This is a genomic window from Nonomuraea salmonea, from assembly GCF_042428605.1.
GTDB classification, from domain to species: Bacteria; Actinomycetota; Actinomycetes; order Streptosporangiales; family Streptosporangiaceae; genus Nonomuraea; species Nonomuraea salmonea.
In genome coordinates, this window is the sequence record NZ_JBHMCF010000046.1 from 198,501 (window position 1) to 214,376 (window position 15,876).

General features: G+C 73.4%; 12 protein-coding genes. 10 read left to right on the forward strand and 2 right to left on the reverse strand.

What is annotated here, in order from left to right; genetic code table 11:
- Positions 1-130: 130 nt before the first annotated feature.
- Positions 131-532 (reverse strand): DUF6461 domain-containing protein, encoded by a 402-nt coding sequence (locus ACFFR3_RS41280; RefSeq protein ID WP_379484908.1) that lies wholly within the window; start codon positions 530-532, stop codon positions 131-133.
- A gap of 166 nt (positions 533-698) precedes the next feature.
- Entirely contained in the window at positions 699-1,289 is a 591-nt protein-coding gene (locus ACFFR3_RS41285) for a TetR/AcrR family transcriptional regulator (protein WP_345404252.1), read from the reverse strand.
- A gap of 78 nt (positions 1,290-1,367) precedes the next feature.
- Between ACFFR3_RS41285 and ACFFR3_RS41290 the strand changes: the two genes are divergently transcribed.
- The 10 genes from ACFFR3_RS41290 (at position 1,368) to ACFFR3_RS41335 (ending at position 15,858) form a co-directional block, all read left to right on the forward strand.
- A complete protein-coding gene (locus tag ACFFR3_RS41290) occupies positions 1,368-2,375 on the forward strand; it encodes a saccharopine dehydrogenase family protein (RefSeq protein WP_345404255.1) in 1,008 nt (335 codons plus the stop codon).
- 559 nt (positions 2,376-2,934) lie between these two features.
- Positions 2,935-4,206, forward strand: a complete 1,272-nt coding sequence (locus ACFFR3_RS41295; protein ID WP_345404258.1) for a cytochrome P450 — start codon at positions 2,935-2,937, stop codon at positions 4,204-4,206.
- 83 nt (positions 4,207-4,289) lie between these two features.
- Complete coding sequence (locus tag ACFFR3_RS41300) at positions 4,290-5,711, forward strand: aldehyde dehydrogenase family protein (RefSeq protein ID WP_345404261.1); 1,422 nt, start codon at positions 4,290-4,292, stop codon at positions 5,709-5,711.
- Positions 5,712-5,734: 23 nt separating this feature from the next.
- Positions 5,735-6,808: a Zn-dependent alcohol dehydrogenase gene (locus tag ACFFR3_RS41305; RefSeq protein ID WP_345404264.1), complete on the forward strand. Its 1,074-nt coding sequence runs from the start codon at positions 5,735-5,737 to the stop codon at positions 6,806-6,808.
- Positions 6,805-8,445 (forward strand): MFS transporter, encoded by a 1,641-nt coding sequence (locus ACFFR3_RS41310; RefSeq protein ID WP_379484909.1) that lies wholly within the window; start codon positions 6,805-6,807, stop codon positions 8,443-8,445. Before ACFFR3_RS41305 ends, ACFFR3_RS41310 begins: the two co-directional genes overlap by 4 nt.
- Positions 8,442-9,131 (forward strand): PHP domain-containing protein, encoded by a 690-nt coding sequence (locus ACFFR3_RS41315; RefSeq protein WP_379484910.1) that lies wholly within the window; start codon positions 8,442-8,444, stop codon positions 9,129-9,131. Before ACFFR3_RS41310 ends, ACFFR3_RS41315 begins: the two co-directional genes overlap by 4 nt.
- A 164-nt stretch (positions 9,132-9,295) precedes the next feature.
- Complete coding sequence (locus ACFFR3_RS41320; protein WP_364380282.1) at positions 9,296-11,095, forward strand: ATP-binding protein; 1,800 nt, start codon at positions 9,296-9,298, stop codon at positions 11,093-11,095.
- Between the two features lie 13 nt (positions 11,096-11,108).
- A complete protein-coding gene (locus ACFFR3_RS41325) occupies positions 11,109-12,260 on the forward strand; it encodes an exonuclease SbcCD subunit D (RefSeq protein WP_379484911.1) in 1,152 nt (383 codons plus the stop codon).
- On the forward strand, positions 12,260-14,863 hold the full coding sequence (locus tag ACFFR3_RS41330; RefSeq protein WP_364380157.1) for an AAA family ATPase: 2,604 nt from the start codon (positions 12,260-12,262) through the stop codon (positions 14,861-14,863). Before ACFFR3_RS41325 ends, ACFFR3_RS41330 begins: the two co-directional genes overlap by 1 nt.
- Complete coding sequence (locus tag ACFFR3_RS41335; RefSeq protein WP_364380154.1) at positions 14,860-15,858, forward strand: hypothetical protein; 999 nt, start codon at positions 14,860-14,862, stop codon at positions 15,856-15,858. Before ACFFR3_RS41330 ends, ACFFR3_RS41335 begins: the two co-directional genes overlap by 4 nt.
- The last annotated feature ends 18 nt before the right edge of the window (positions 15,859-15,876 follow it).

Sequence of the window (15,876 nt, forward strand, 5' to 3'; positions counted from 1 at the left end):
AGATGACAGTAGGGCCTGCTCCCAACCTGGGCGCTGTCACTTCGATGGGTGTCGAATGTACCCGGTCGATGATCGCGTCTGCTTGATGTCGGCATCGTGCCCAGATCATGAAGGGTGGTCAAGGTGATCATTAGGCCCCAGGTATGGCGGCGCCAAGGGCAGGGCGGCGCAGGTGTTGTGGGGTGATCATGACGTCGGTGATCCGACTGGCAATTGCCAGGGCCGCCGGGATGGCGTTCTCGATGCGATCATCGGCAGCTGGATCAATGCCGAGCGCACGAAGGTGTCGATTGAGCCGGCCAGGATCCGCGCCATGCCTTCGCCTGGGGAAGGTCGGGTCGAGGTCAGTGAGGTATTCCCCCGTCGACGGCGTAGGCAAGACGGTGCCGGGCGGCGTAGTCATGTCGAAGCACCGCCACTGCCTGTCCGCCGTCGCGGGATAGAGGGCAGAGGGCTTCCATGTGCGAGGCTCGCCAGCCGCAGTCCTCGATGGCGACCGTAGATGACGCCGAGCCCGCGGCCTTCTTCCCATCCGTAATCTTCTGGCGACGCGCGAGACCGGATCAGACGCGGCCAGGGACTGGGGGCAGAAGGCCGCGGTGTCAAGGGTTAGGGACGCCGCCCCGCCCAGGGCGACCCTTTGCACGGGGCCCGCCCGATACCTCCACAGCACCACCACACGACGGGCCGCGACAGCGTCAGTCCTGGGCTCCGGCGTCGATGCTGCCGACGGTCAGGTCGGTCAGCGCCGCGATGGCCTCGGTGACGGTGGCCCGCCCCCGGTTCAGCTCCGCGGCGATCGCCTCGGCCGCGCCCAGCGCTCCGACGCAGCGCAGCCGGAGGGCTTCCTGCGTGAGCCCGGAGTACGGCCGCAGGGCGGTGGCCATCAGGTCCGTGTAGCCGTCGAGCAGCTCGCGTTCGATCGCCTCCATCTCCTGGTTCCCCTTGAGCGCGGCGGAGATGGCGGTCCACTCCGGCATGTCGGTGGCGCAGGCGAAGTAGGCGGCGCTCAGGACACGGGCGATCTCGCGGGGCCGGGCCGCCGCGTCACGCAGGGCTTCCTCCGAGGCGGCCCGGTGCCGCTCGTCGAGCCGCCGGTAGAGCGCGATCAGCAAGCCGGGGCGGGTGCCGAAGTGGTCGTAGACGATCGGCCTGCTTACTCCGGCGGCCTCCGCCAGGCTGAGCAGCGTGAGGCTGTCGGTGCCGTGGGCGCGCACGATCGCCATGGCGGTGTCGAGCAGTTGCTCCCGCCTGGCCGGCTTGGACAGGCGAGTCGATCCCGTGGTCATCGTCCTCCCTTGCGTTGCCTCCCAGCATAAGCTACAAAATGTAACTTACAGAATGTAGGTTAGCGAGAGGACATCACCGTGGAGCACTCCGTACTGATCATGGGCGGATCCGGCCAGGCGGGCGCGGGGACCGCAGCCCTCCTGCGCCAGTGGTACCCGGAGCTGCCGCTGACGATCGCGGGCCGCGATCTCGGCCGCGCCCGGCGGGTCGCCGACGAGCTCGGCGGCGCGACAGCCGTGACCCTCGATCTGCGGCGAGGCGACCTCGGCCTCCAGGGGACCGACGGTTACTCGGCGGTCGTGGCAACGGTGTGGGACAGCCACCTGAACGGACTGCGTTACGCACAGGACCGCGGCCTGCCGTACGTCAGCATCTCCAGCGGCCTGGTCGACATCGGCCCCGAGGTTGTCGCCGCCGGCCTGCGAGCCGGCGCGGCGCCGATCCTGCTGGCCAGCCACTGGTATGCGGGGCTCGTCGTCCTCGCGGTGCTCGGCCTCGCCAGGGAGTTCGACCGGCTCGACACCATCGAGGTCAGCGGCGTACTGGACGAACAGGACAGCGGCGGGCCCGCGGCCACGGCGGACATGGCACGCCTGCTGGCCGCCACCTCGGCGGGGCACGTGCGCCGCGACGGCGTCTTCGACTGGGTCAGCGGCCCCGACGCGCAGGTGGAGGTCACCAGCGTCGACGGCGCCGTGCTGCCCGGCCAGATCGTCCCCATCCTCGACGTGCCGAGCCTGGCCGCCGCGACGGGCGCGCCCAACGTCCGCTTCGCGTTCGCGATCGGTGAATCGGCGGGCAGGCGGCGCGGCGGGCCCGCGTCCACGGAGGTCAAGATCGACCTTGAAGGCGTGGACCGCGCGGGCGCACCACTCAGGACGAGCCGCTACCTCCTCCACCCGGAGGGGCAGCGCCCCCTGACGGCGCTCGGCGTCGCCCTCGGCGTCGAGCGACTGCTCGGCCTGCGCGGCGACCGCGTGCCGCCCGGCCTCCACACCCCCGAAGCGTTGATCGACCCCGGCTACGCGGCCGAGCGGATGGCGGAGATCGGTGCCTCCTTCACCGGCGCGCACGGCGATCACTGACTCCGCCGATCGAGAATCGCGGGCGGCGCACCCGTGAGATGACCGCGTTCATGATGGCTCTGTCAGGCGCGGGCCGCCCCGCCGGGCTCGCCCGGTCGTCTCGACACTGAGGGGCGACCGCGGCCCGACCGCCCCGCCGAGATCGCGGGTACGGACCTCACTAGACGCGCGTACATCCAGGCCCTAGCGCCTCGGCCATCGCCCACGGCGGACATCCGTTCCGCAGGGCCATCCGATCAACCCACGACGCGAACGACTCGCCGCACGCCGGTGCCACCACCAACGCCAGCCGCCGGGGCCAGGCCGCCACCATCTCCTGGGCCGAACCTCCTGCCGTACGCGCCCCTACTGCGAACTCCGATGGCTCACTGCCATGTCCGCTTCCATCTGGCGTGACGCACTTCCATCTGCAAGGCCGTTAGACAGCGGCCTCTTCAGCGGGCTAGGGGCTTGACGGGGCAAATGAACGATTTTTTAATTCGCTCAAGGACGTACCCGGAACCGAGACCCCCAGCACAGACGGGAACCAGGCCATGCAGGTACAGAGCGGAGCCGGACGATGACCGTCGACGATCGCTTCGGCGAGAAGCTTGAGCAGGCGCGCAAGAACCGGCCCATCGGCACGGTCACCGACCCGGTCACCGACCCGGTCGGTGACTGGGCGACCGACTTCTCCCACGTCGATCCCGTGTGGGCCGCCGACCCCTACCCCATCCAGGACGACCTGCGCGGGCGCTGCCCGATCGCGCACACCGAGCGGTTCGGCGGGGTCTGGCTGCCCACCCGGTACGAGGACGTCGCGTCGATCGCGTACGACACCGATCGCTTCTCCTCCCGGGCCATCATCGTCAGCAACGTCCGCCCGCCGAAGGAGCTGGCGCCAGTGGGGGCGGTGCCGCCGATCTCCTCCGATCCGCCGTTCCACCACGACGCCCGCAAGCTGCTGCTGCCCGCGTTCACCAAGTCGGCGGTGGCCAAGCGGGAGGCGGCGACCAGGGCGTACTGCCACGCGCTCATCGACGCGATGGAGGGCAAGGAGGTGGTGGACGCGGCCCGCGACTACGCCCAGCACATCCCGATGCGGGTGATCGCCGACATGCTGGGCTTCCCGCCGGAGGACGGGCCCAAGTTCGCCGCGTTCGTGGAGGACGCGCTGGAGAGCATCAACCGGCCGCAGGACGAGCGCATCCAGGGCTTCACCAGGCTGACGGACTACCTGGTGGCGCAGATCCACGACCACATCGAGCATCCGCGCGACGACCTGACCACGTACCTGATGAACGCGGAGCTGTACGGCAAGAAGCTCGACCCGATCCACGTGGTGGGCACGATGACGTTGCTGCTCATCGCGGGCATCGACACGACGTGGAGCGCGATCGGGGCGTCGCTGTGGCATCTGGCCAGGACGCCGGCCGACCGGGAGCGGCTGGTGGCCGAGCCGGAGCTGCTGCCGACGGCGATGGAGGAGTTCCTGCGGGCGTACGCGCCGGTGACGATGGCCCGCCTGGTCAGGGAGGACATGACCTGGAACGGCGTGGAGATGAGGGCCGACGACTGGGTGCTGCTGTCGTTCCCCGCGGCCAACCGGGATCCGGCGCAGTTCGAGCGGGCCGGTGAGGTGGTGATCGACCGCGAGGAGAACCGGCACGCGGCGTTCGGGCTGGGCATCCACCGGTGCGTGGGTTCGCATCTCGCGCGGATGGAGCTGCGGGTGGCGCTGGAGGTGTGGCTGGAGCGGATCCCGGTGTTCGAGCTGGCTGATCCCGCGGCGGTGACGTGGGCGGCCAGCCAGGTACGCGGCCCGCGCACGGTGCCGGTGCGCGTCGGCTGACCGCCGGGTGCCCTGGACGGGGACGGAGAGCGAATCTAGAATCCGAATCTAGAATTAAGCGTCCGTTCTCTTGAGGTGGGGTCATGCCGCATCGGATCTATGTCGACGGCGAGTGGGTACAGGCGAGCGGCAGCACCGCGATACCGGTGGTGAACCCCGCGACCGAGGAGGTCTTCGACGAGGTGCCGCGCGGCGGCGTCAAGGACGTGGCCCGCGCGGTGGAGGCCGCTGCCGCCGCCCTGCCCGCCTGGTCGGCCAGGCCGATGGAGGAGCGGGCCGCCCTGTGCGCGAGCGTGGCCGCCGCCCTGCAGGAACGCGCCGGCGAGCTGACCGAGATGATCCTGGACGAGCTGGGCATGCCGCTGAAGCTCACCAAGGCCATCCAGGTGGGTTCGCCGATCCGCACGTTCGCCTCGATGCCGCAGGTCGCCGGCGAGATCGCGGTCGAGGAACGGCTCGGCGGCTCGGTCGTGCACCGCGACCCCATCGGGGTCGTCGGCGCCATCACCCCGTGGAACTACCCGCTGCACCAGATCGCCGCGAAGGTCGCCCCCGCCCTGACGGCCGGCTGCACGGTGGTGCTCAAGCCCAGCGAGGTCACGCCGCTCAACGCGTTCGTGCTGGCGGACGTGCTGCACGAGGCCGGGCTCCCGGCGGGCGTGTTCAACCTGGTCTCCGGCACCGGGCCGGAGGCGGGGGAGGCGCTGGCCGGGCATCCGCAGATCGACATGGTCTCCTTCACCGGCTCCACCAGGGCGGGGCGGCGGGTCGCCGAGCTCGCCGCCGCCGGCGTCAAGCGCACCGCGCTGGAGCTCGGCGGCAAGTCCGCCAACGTGCTGCTCGACGACCTCGACGACGCCGCCTTCGAGGACGCCGTACGCAAGGGCGTCGCCGCCTGCTACCTCAACTCAGGGCAGACCTGCTCGGCGCTGACCCGGCTGCTCGTCCCGCGCGACCGGCTCGCCGAGGCCGAGCGGATCGCCGCCGACGAGGCGGTCACGTACACCGTGGGCGACCCGCGCGACCCCGCCACCAGGCTCGGCCCGCTGGTGTCAGGGCTGCAGCGTGAGCGCGTACGCGACCACCTGCGCTCCGCCATCGAGGACGGCGCGACCGTGCTCACCGGCGGCCCGGACGCGCCCGAGGGCCTGGAACGCGGCTTCTACGTGCGGCCGACCGTGCTCACCGGCGTCGCACCCGAGTCGCGCGTCGCCCAGGAGGAGATCTTCGGTCCGGTCCTGGTCGTCCTGCCCTACGACGGGGAGGACCAGGCGGTCGAGATCGCCAACGGCACCGCGTACGGGCTGGCCGCCGGCGTGCGCGGCGCCGACCCCGAGCGCGCCTACCGCGTCGCCCGGCGGCTGCGCGCCGGGCAGATCCGCGTCAACGACGGCGCCCACAACGGCCTGGCCCCCTTCGGCGGCTACAAGCAGTCCGGGTACGGCCGCGAGTACGGCCGCTTCGGCCTGGAGGAGTTCCTCACCACCACGTCCATCCAGCTCTGAAGCCCCGGGGGAGAACGAAAACGATGCGAGGCATCATCCTGCGCGAAACCGGCAAGCCGGTCGAGGTCAGCGACGAGCTGACGATCCGCCGGCCCGGCCCCGGAGAGGTCCGCGTACGCCTGCGGGCCGCCGGCGTCTGCCACTCCGACCTGTCGATGTGCGAGGGGCGGCTGCCCGCCCGGCTGCCGCTGGTGCCCGGACACGAGGGCGCGGGCGAGGTGGTCGAGCTCGGCCCCGGCGTGTCGGGGCCGCCCGTCGGCAGCCACGTCATCCTGTCGTGGATCCCGCCGTGCGGCGGGTGCGCGTACTGCCTGGGCGGGCAGCCCAACCTGTGCACGTCGGTCCGCCCGCCCGCCGAGCCCACGCTGAGCATCGCAGGCGAGCCCGCGCACGCCGGGCTCGGCGTCGGCTGCTTCGCCGAGGAGACGGTCGTGGACGCCCGCGCCGCCATCCCCATCCCCTCGGACGTGCCGTTCGACGTGGCCGCCGTGGTCGGCTGCGCGGTGCTCACCGGCGTCGGCGCCGTGGTCAACACCGCCCAGGTGCGGCCCGGCTCGTCGGTGCTGGTGATCGGCTGCGGCGGCGTCGGTGTCAACGTCGTCCAAGGGGCCGTGCTGGCCGCCGCGGCGCCCATCGTGGCGGTGGACCGCGTGCCGGAGAAGCTGGCCGCCGCCCGCGCCTTCGGCGCCACCCACACCTTCACTCCCGACGAGCTGCGGGCCGGCGCCGACGAGCTGACCGGCGGGCTCGGCTTCGACTACGCCTTCGAGGTCGTCGGCCGTTCCCAGACCATCAGGCAGGCGTACAAGTCGACCCGGCGCGGCGGCACCACGGTCGTGGTCGGCGCCGGCAGCGCCGACGACCCCGTCACCTTCAGCGCCGCCGAGCTGTTCGCCACCGAGCGCCGCCTGCTCGGCTGCCTGTACGGCTCCGGCGACGTGCGCACCGACTTCGCCCGCCTGCTGCGGCTGTGGCGGGCCGGGCGGCTCGACCTGGACGGGCTGATCAGCAGGCGCATCACGCTCGACGGCGTGGCCGAGGCGTTCGCCGCCATGGGCTCGGGGGACGTGATCCGGTCGCTCGTCACGTTCCCATGAGCGAGCCGGGACAACCGGCGCCGCACGACCCCGGCGAGCGGGCTCAGCTCCGCTACGCCTGGCGGGTCCTGTCGGTCGTCGGCCTGGCCAGCATCCTGACCGCGCTCGGCAGTAGCTCGCTGAACGTGGCGCTGCCCGAGGTCGTCCGCAACTTCGACGCCTCGGCCGCCGCCGCGAGCTGGATGCTGCTGTCGTTCATGCTGGCCAACACCGTGCTCATGGTGGTGTTCGGGCGCCTGGCCGACATGTTCGGCCGCCGCTCGATGTACCTGTGGGGCCTGGCCACCTACACCGGCGCCAGCCTGCTGCTCGGCTTCGCCCCCGGCGAGTGGTACGTCGTCGGCCTGCGCGTCGTGCAGGCCGCCGGCGGCGCGATGCTGCTGACCAACAGCGCCGCCCTGCTCACCGACGCCTTCCCGCGCCGCCACCTCGGCCGCGGCATGGGCATCTACATCGCCTCCTTCTCCGTCGCCCAGCTCGTCGGCCCGACGCTCGGCGGGTTCCTGACGCACCGGTTCGGCTGGCAGTGGGTGTTCTGGTACAACGTGCCGCTCGGCGTGCTCTGCCTGATCTGGGGCGCGGTCACGCTGCGCCGCACGCTCGCCCGGCCGGAGGAGCGGGGCATCGACGTGCCGGGCAACCTGCTGGTGCTGGTGTCGCTGGGCGGGCTGCTGTTCGGGCTGTCGCAGGCCGCCGACCTCGGCTGGACCGATCCGGTCGTGCTCGGCGGGGTGGTGCTGTTCGTCCTGCTCATGCCGGTGTTCGTGGTGGTCGAGCGGCGCAGCGCGCACCCCGTGGTGGACGTACGGCTCTTCGCCGACCGGGTGTTCACGCTCGACCTGCTGGCCACGTTCCTCAGCACGGTCGGGCGGACGGCGGTCGTGCTGCTCGTCGCGCTGTTCTACCAGGCCGTGCACGGTGAGAACCCGGTGACGGCCGGGCTGAAGGTGCTGCCGCTCTCGGTCGCCATGATGATCGCGTCGATGAGCGCGGGCCCGCTGCACGCCTGGCTCGGGGCGCGGCTCGTCGGGCTGCTCGGCAACGTCGTCGGCACCGCCGGGCTGGCGGTGTTGCTGGCGTACGTTTCCGCAGATATCGGGTACGCGCCCATGTGCGTGGGCATGGTGCTGCTCGGGGCCGGTGCCGGGATGTTCCTGCCGGCCACCGCCACCGCCATCCTCGACCAGCTCCCCTCCCACCGGATCGGCATCGTCAACGCCATGCGACTCATGATCCAGAACGCCGGCGTGGTGGTGAGCACCGCGCTCGCCCTGTCCCTCGTCACGGGGCCGCTGCCGGCCGCACTGCGGCCCGCCGTGTTCGCGGGGACGCTGTCGCGGGTGGCTCCAGAGGGCATCGGGGCGCTGGTCACCGGGTACCGGATCACCTTCGGGGTGCTGACCGTGGTGTCCGTGCTGTCGGTGCTGGCCTCGCTGGGCGGCCTGCGCCGCCGTCGCGCCCGCCCGGCCGCCGCGCCCGCCACCCCCGCGCCCGCCACCCCCGCGCCCGCCACCCCCGCACCCGCCCCGCCCGCGCCGGGGCCGACCGGTTCGGCGGGCTCGGCGGGCTCGGCGGGCTCGTGCGGTTCGCCTGGTTCGGCCGGCTCGCCGGGCTCGCCGGGGGAGCGGAACCCGTGACGTCCGGTGCACGCGCGCTCGAGCCGGCGCTGCCGCCCTGCACTGAGCGGGCCGTGCCCGGTGGATGGGTGCGGGTGGACTGTCACGTGCACACCGTGGCGTCCGGTGACGCCGTCACCACGCTCGGCCAGCTCGCCGAGCGGGTCGCGGCGCACCGCATCGACGTCGTGTTCCTCACCGACCACAACCACCTCGCCGGCACGGCGGACGACCTGTCGCGGGCCGTCGGGTGCCGGGTCGTGCCGGGCGAGGAGATCCGTACGGGGTCCGGCGAGGTGCTCGGGCTCTTCCTGACCGAACGGGTGCCGTACGTGCTGCCCACCCGTGAGGCGATCCGGCGGATCCGCGCCCAGGGCGGGCTGGTGTGCGCGCCCCACCCGTACGACCCCGAGCGCTCAGGGCTCGGCGGGCACCTGGACGAGCTGTGCCGGGACGGGCTGATCGACGCCGTCGAGGTGTTCAACGCCAAGATCGAGGACCGACACCACAACGGGGCCGCGCTGCGGGCGGCGCGGGCGTACGGGCTGCCCGGCACCGTGGGCTCGGACGCCCATGACCCGGACGGGATCGGGGCCGCGTACCTGGAGATGCCGGACTTCGACGGCCCCCGCGCCTTCCTGGAGGCGCTGCACCACGCCCGCCGCTACGGCGAGCACCGCCCGCACGCCCGCCGCTACGCCCGCTGATCGCATTTCCTTTACCGTCATTTGACGAAATAGAGCAAGGGCAGGTCGCCGGGCTGATACGTGCCGCATTTCCCCCTCGACAGTGCCAAAAGATGGCAGAGCGGTCGTTAGGATTCTGCGGGGAGAACGTGAACGTCCGGGGCGGGAGAGCATCGGTGAGTGAGATGACGGAGGCGAGCGCCACCAACGGCCTCACCAACGGCCCCGCCGGCCGCCCCACGGGCGGGACCGCCGCGTCGGGTGACGCGGTCGGCAGGGTGCTCGGCACGCATGCCGCCTCCCCGCTGTCGTTCTGGGTCGGGCTGGAGCCTGGCCGTGTCGTGCAGCTCGACGACGTGGTGGTGACCAGGCGCGACACCCCCGATTACGGCCCGGTGCTGGTGGCGGGTGTGGTGTCGGCCGTCGAGGCGCGTCACGAGGGCGCCGGCTTCGACTCCGACGTCTTCCTGATCGCCGACGGCGCGCTCCCGGCGGCCGTGGTGGAGTGCGCCGAGGTGCGTGTCACCCGGGTCGAGCCGGAGATCTTCGTCCCGCCGCTGCCCGGCGCGCCCGTCTACCGCGCCGAGAGCGATGACCGCGACCAGGCGCTCTACTTCGACGTCATGGACCGGCGCGTCCCCATGGGGCTGGGCCGCGACGGGCAGCCGATGTACGTCAATTTCGATTTCCTCGACGGCACCCGCGGCGCCCACGTGTCGATCTCCGGCGTTTCCGGCGTGGCGACGAAGACGTCATTCGCCACATTCCTCATCTATTCGATATTCAATTCCGGCGTGCTGGGCGCGGAGGCCGCCAACACCAAAGCCCTGATCTTTTCGGTGAAAGGCGAGGACCTGCTCTTCCTCGACCACGCCAACACCCGCCTCGACGCCGCCGCCACGGCCCAGTACGCCCGGCTCGGCCTGCCCGCCGGGCCGTTCGGCAGCGTTCACGTGTTCGCGCCGCCGCGCCCCCGCGACCCCAACGGCGTGCCCGACGTCTCGGCGAGGACCCGCGACGTCAGCGCCTACTACTGGACGCTGGCCGAGTTCTGCGCCGATGAGCTGCTGCGCTTCGTCTTCAGCGACGCCGACGACGAGCGGGCCCAATACTCGCTGCTCGTCGGCCAGGTCGCGGCCAGGCTGCAGGCGTGGGCCGAGCCGGTGGGCGAGGGCGGCGCCGTACGGATCCGCCGCCCAGGCGAGGAGAGCGGCCCGATCTGCCGCACGTTCGGCGACCTGGTGGACGTCGTCGGCGCGCAGCTCGCCGACGAGGGCACCCGCGCCACCTGGACCGGCGCGCCCACCCCGCTGGGCACCGTCAACGCGTTCCTGCGCAGGCTGCGCGGCGCGGTCAGGGCGCTGTCGCCGATCGTCCGCGGCGACCTGCCCGGCGGCCGGCCGCACGCGATCGGCACATCCGACGCCCAGGTCTCCATCGTCGACCTGCACAACCTGCCAGAGCGGGCGCAGCGGTTCGTGGTCGGCGTGACGCTGCGCGGCGAGTTCGCCCGCAAGGAGAGCGCGGGCACCGCGAAGCCGCTGCTGTTCGTGGTGCTGGACGAGCTCAACAAGTACGCCCCCCGCGAGGGCGAGTCGCCCATCAAGGAGATCCTGCTCGACGTCGCCGAGCGCGGCCGGTCCCTGGGCGTGATCCTCATCGGCGCCCAGCAGACCGCCTCCGAGGTCGAGCGGCGCATCGTGGCCAACTGCTCGGTCCGCGTCGCGGGCCGCCTCGACCCGGCCGAGGCCACCCGCCCCGAGTACGGCTGGCTGCCCGCCGCCACCCGCGACCGCGCCACGATCGCGAGGCCGGGCACCATGTTCGTCACCCAGCCCGAGATCCCCGTGCCGCTCGCCGTCACCTTCCCCTTCCCCGCCTGGGCCACCCGTCCCGCCGAGGCGGCCCAGCGGCCCGCGCCGCGCCGGGAAGCCGATCCGTTCGCCGGGCTGCCGGGCGCCGACGACGACATCCCGCCCTTCTAGGTCAGGCGAGCGCATGAAGATCCTGCACACCGCCGACTGGCACGTCGGCAAGGTACTCAAGGGCCGCCACCGCATGGACGAGCACCGCGCCGTCCTGGGCGACCTCGTCCGGCTGGCCCGCGGCGAGGACGTCGACGCGGTGCTCGTGGCAGGCGACCTCTTCGACACCAGCGCCCCCACCCCCGAGGCGCAGGCCCTGGTGCTCAACGCCCTGATGGCGCTGCACGAGGGCGGGCGCGACGTGGTGGTCCTGGCCGGCAACCACGACAACCCGCACCTGCTGGAGGTCTACCGGCCGGTGCTCGGCAAGCTCGGCATCCACGTCGTCGGCGCGTTCCGGCGTCCCGAGCAGGGCGGCACCCTCGCCTTCACCGCACGATCCGGTGAGCCCGTGCGGCTGGCCGTGCTGCCGTTCCTGTCGCATCGGTACGTCGTACGCGCCGCCGAAGTGCTCGCCGGCACGCCCGCCGAGCACAACCGCGACTACGCCGCCCGCATCGCCGAGCTGGTCGGCGCGCTCACCGACGGCTTCTCCGCCGACACCGTCAACCTCGTCACCACCCACGGCACGCTGCCGAGCGGCCGGTTCGGCGGCGGCGAGCGGCGCGCCCAGTCGATCTTCTCCTACTACTTCGAGCCCACCGCGTTCCCGCCCGCCACCCAGTACGCCGCGCTCGGCCACCTGCACCGCCGCCAGCAGATCCCCGGCCCCTGCCCCATCTGGTACAGCGGCTCGCCCCTCGCCGTCGACTTCGGCGAGGAGGACAACACGCCCGGCGCGCTGCTGGTCACCGTCGAGCCGGGGCGTCCCGCCCAGGTGCGCGAGGCGCCCATCGCCTCGGCCCGCGCGCTGGCCACCAGGACGGGCACGCTGGAGGAGCTGGCCGCCATGGCGCCCGGCCTGGCGGAGACGTGGCTGCGGGTCGTCGTCACCGAGCCGCCCAGGCCAGGGCTGGCCGAGACCGTGCGCGAGATCCTGCCCACCGCGCTGGAGGTCACCGTCCACGAGCGCTTCCGTCCCGTACGCGACGCCCGCCGCACCGCCGCGGACGGCCCCGCCCGCAGCCCCCGTGATCTCTTCCGCGACTACCTCGCCGCCTCCGGCCGCCACGACGACCGCGTCGCCGCCCTGTTCGACCGCCTGCACGAGGAGGTGACCGGCTGATGCGCCCGCTGCGGCTGCACCTCGACGACTTCGGCAGCTTCCGCGAGCCCGCCACCGTCGACTTCTCCGGCGTCGACTACTTCGTCCTGGTCGGTCCCACCGGTGCGGGCAAGAGCACGCTCATCGACGCCATCTGCTTCGCCCTCTACGGCACCGTGCCGCGCTGGGGCAAGGAGAACGTCATCGCCCACGCCCTCGCGCCGTCCGCCGTCTCCGCCAAGGTCGCCCTGGTCTTCGAGAGCGCGGGACGCAGGCTCGCCGTGGTGCGGGCGCTCAGGCGCGACGCCAAGGGCAAGGTGCACACCGCCGAGGCCCGGCTGGACGAGCTCGACCCGTCCGTGCCCGCGTCGGCCGAGCTGGAGGACCTGCTGGCCGCCGTCGTCCGTCCCGTCGCCGAGGGGGCCGCGGTCACCGGCGAGGTGCAGCGCGTCACGGGGCTGGAGTACCGGTTCTTCACCCAGTGCGTGGTGCTGCCGCAGGGCAGGTTCGCCGAGTTCCTGCACGCCCAGCCGCGCGAACGCCAGGACCTGCTCGTCCAGCTCCTCGACGCCGACGTCTACGAACGCGTCCGCCAGCGCGCCGTCCAGGAGGAGCAGGCCGCCGCGCAGGCCGCCGGGTTCGCCCGCGAGCGGCTGGCCAGGCTCGCCGACGCCGACGAGCCGGCCGAACGCGCCGCCGCCGGCCGGCTCGCCGCCCTGCACGCCCTCGACGCGCGGATCAGGACGGACCTGGAGGGGCTGCGCGGCCACGACGAGGAGCTGCGCCGCCTCGCCGGCGAACGCGACGCGCTGCGCGACCGGCTCGCCGCGCTGACCGCGCTGGCCCTGCCCGCCGACGTCCCCACCCTCGCCTCCGGTGCCCGCGCCGCCGCCGGCGAGGTCGCCGTGCTCACTGGGGCCGTGACCGCCGCCGAGGCCGCCGAGCAGCGCGCCGAGGACGAGCTCGCCGCCCACGACGACCCCGCCGTGCTCCTGGAGCGCCTCCAGGCGCTGGACACGTACGAACGCCTGCTCGCCGACCTGGACGCCGCCCAGTCGCAGGCCGTGAAGACCCGCGCCGCCCTGGAGCCGCTCGCCGCCCGCTCCCGCACGCTCGACGCCGCGGCGACCGAAGCCGAGCAGGCCCGCGACCGGCTCCGCGACGCCCACGCGGGCGCCGGCCTGGCCCGCCGCCTCGTCGTCGGCGACCCCTGCCCCACCTGCCTGCAACCCGTCACCAGCCTGCCCCACCACCCAGCCACGGCGGATCTGCACGCCGCCGAGAAGCACCTCAGAACGGCCCGCCGCGAGGCCGACCAGGCCGGCCGCGCACACACGGAAGCGCTCACCGAACTCCGCCACCTGGACCGCACGGTCGACGACCTCACCGCCCGCGCCACCACCCTGCGCAAGGAGCTGTCCCGCGTCCTGCAGGAAGACGAGGCGGGGAGACCCGGCAACGACGCGGGGGCCCGCCCGGGGACGGCCGCCGAGGCGCCCGGGGAGAGGGCCGGCGACGGGCAGCACGAGGCGCGGCCCGCTTCTGTGGTGGAGCCTTTTGACGGGCGGGTCGAGCGGGAGTGGATCGCCACGTGGCGAGGTGAGCTGGAAGGGCGCGTGGCTGCGGGGCGGGAGGCGGAGCGGCGGGCGGCCGGGGCGCGGCGGGCCGCGCGGGAGGCCCGTGCCGAGCTCTCCAAGGCCAGGAAGCGGGCCGACGAGCTGGCCGGCCGGACCGAGCGGCTCTGGCGGGACATCGAGGCCGCGCGCGACACCGTGGTCCCGCTCGGCGCGCCGCCGCTCGACCGCGCCGACCTGCACCACGCATGGACGGCCCTGCTGGCCTGGCGCGACGAGGCGGAAGGCCGCGAGCGCGCCGCGCTGGAGAGCCAGGAGGCCCGCATCGCCGAGACCGGACGACAGGCCCGCGCCCTGTGGACGTCGGTGGTCGCCCAGCTCACCGAGCACGAGGTGGCCGTACCCGAGCGGCCGGCCGCGCTGGGTGAGGCGGTCAGTGCGGCCGTCGCGCAGGCGCAGGCGTGGCTGGACAGGGTCAAGGAGAATCGGGCGGCCGCTCGTGAGCTGCGCGAGCGCGCCGAGAAGGAGGAGGAGCGGGCCAGGGTCGCCAAGGAGCTGGCGCAGTGCCTGCGGGCCGACGCGTTCGAGCGGTGGCTGTGCACCGAGGCGCTCGACCTGCTCGTCACCGCCGCATCCGAGACGCTGCGCGAGCTGTCCGACGGTCAGTACGAACTCGCGCTCGGCGCCAGGAACGAGATCGAGGTCATCGACCACGCCGAGGCCGGGATGCGGCGCAACGCGCGCACCCTGTCGGGCGGCGAGACGTTCCAGGCCGCGCTCGCGCTGGCGCTGGCGCTGTCCGACCAGGTCGCCGGCCTGTCGGCGACCGCCGCCCGCAGTCTCGACTCGCTCTTCCTCGACGAGGGCTTCGGCAGCCTCGACCCGGCCACCCTCGACACGGTGGCCACCACGCTCGAACGCCTGGCGGCCGGCCGCGACCGCATGGTCGGCGTCGTCACGCACGTGCCCGCGCTGGCCGACCGCATCCCGGTACGCTTCGAGGTCGGCCGCGACGCCAAGGGGTCACATCTGTCCAGGACGACCGCATGACGGCAGGGTTCACCGTCGACGCGTGGGACCCGTCCTACTCCGCCGCGCTCGACGCCGAGGCGCTGGCCGAGCTCGACGCCACCAGCGCCGAGCTGGACCTCGACGTCGAGCTCACCGCCGCCCGCTGGCGCCCGATCACGCCCGGCCCCGGCGTCGCGCCGCCCGAGGTGCTGCTGATCGCCGACGGGGTGCGCCGCATCGACGCGCGCCTGTGGACGTACGCCGACGGCGACCCCACCGCGCTGCCCGGCATCGCGGCGTCGTGCGCGGCCGGGATCGTCCGCTGCGCTTCGGGGGCCGGGGCCGCGCCGGTCGCCGTCGAGGTGAGCAGGTCGCTGTTCAGCGCCTCCCCGTACGCCGGCGACGTCGTCACCACCGCCGCCGCCTACCGCGCCCGCCGCGCCCCAGGCCCGGGGGCCGACGAGCTGACCCTGGCCCTGCAGCGCCACCTCACCCAGCTGGAGGTCGAGCTGGCCGTCCGGCACAGGGCCGAGGCGGGGGAGGAGGACCTCTTGCTGGTGGACGGGCCGCTGCGGGGCCGCACGCACCTGCCGCGCACGGTCGGCTACGTCAAGACCCACCACACCGCCTACCTGCCCGCCCCGCAGGCCGCCACCGTGTCGGAGCTGCTGCCCGGCCAGCGCACCCCGGTCTTCCTCATGGGGACGAGCTGGCGCCGCCACACCTGGTACCTCCGGCTGCCCACCACCTCCGACATGCCGTGGGCGGGCGTCGTCCGCTGCGAGGCGAGCGCCGACCTGCCCCTCGACGACCTCGTACGCCTGGCCGACTCCCTCACCCGTGCCCTGCCGCCGCTGGCGGGAGTCGACTACAAGGACCCGCGCGCCCCGCAGAACCTCGTGCCCATCGGCGGCCTCGAACGGCTGCTGCGCCACCGCCTGGGCGACGCCCGGCTCCTCTACCGCGCACTCCGCGCGGCCGCCCACCACCAGAGCCGCGCCACGCCGCCGCGCACCCCGGTCCCCACGCGCTGAGCCGGGCTTCACCAGTAC